Source organism: Corallococcus llansteffanensis, assembly GCF_003612055.1.
GTDB classification, from domain to species: Bacteria; Myxococcota; Myxococcia; order Myxococcales; family Myxococcaceae; genus Corallococcus; species Corallococcus llansteffanensis.
On sequence record NZ_RAWB01001117.1, the window covers coordinates 1 to 766 of the forward strand.

1 pseudogene is annotated in these 766 nt (G+C 76.0%); it reads left to right on the forward strand.

Going from position 1 to position 766, the window contains the following annotated elements:
- Nucleotides 1–766: pseudogene (locus D7V93_RS43690) on the forward strand (DEAD/DEAH box helicase); the annotation flags it as partial.

A 766-nucleotide genomic window follows, 5' to 3' on the forward strand; every position in this document is an offset into this window, starting at 1 on the left:
CCCCCCGTCCGTCCCCCGTCCCTCGCAGGACCCGAACGCCCCTCCGTTCCAGACGGAGGCGGACCTGCGCGCGTGGCTGCGGGCGGAGGGCCTGGAGCACCTGACGCGACTGAGCCTCGCGCTGCTCACCCCGCGCGTGGAGGCCGCGTACCTGCCGCAGGTCCGCGCGGTCATCTCCCGCAGGAGGCTGGTGGAGCTGCTGGCCGCGGACTCGCTCGACCGGTGGACGGCGGAGATGCTGCCCACGCCGCGCATGCGCGACCTGCTGCCCCGGCTCGCCTGGCGCTACGTGGAGGACGAGCGGGCGGCCGTGGCCGAGGCGCGCGCGTCGCTGGCCGAGCGGCTCACCCCTCCCGCCGAGCCGCGCACGCACCGCATTCACGGGATGCTGCTCGCGTGGCGGGCCCTGGTGCCGTCGAGCGTGGCACCTCGGCCGCCGCGCGCCCTGTCGCTGGAGGCGCTGGTCGAGGAGCCGGAGCTGCCGGGCTTCCACCTCAAGGAGACGCGCATCTCCGAGCAGCCGGTGGGGCCCGCGAGCAGCAGCTTCATCCTGCCGGACGCGCGGCTGACGTTCAGCCCCACGGCGGTGGCGGTGGACTGCTCGTGCGGCGCGACGTTCTGCGTGCACCAACTGGCGGCGGTGGACACGGCGCTCCTCTGGCTGCGCCAGCGCTGGACGGAGGCCTTCGGCGAGACGCTGGAGGAGCTGGTGCGGCCGCAGTGGGCGCGGACGCTGCGCGCGCTGGAGCGGGCGGTGGAGGAGAGC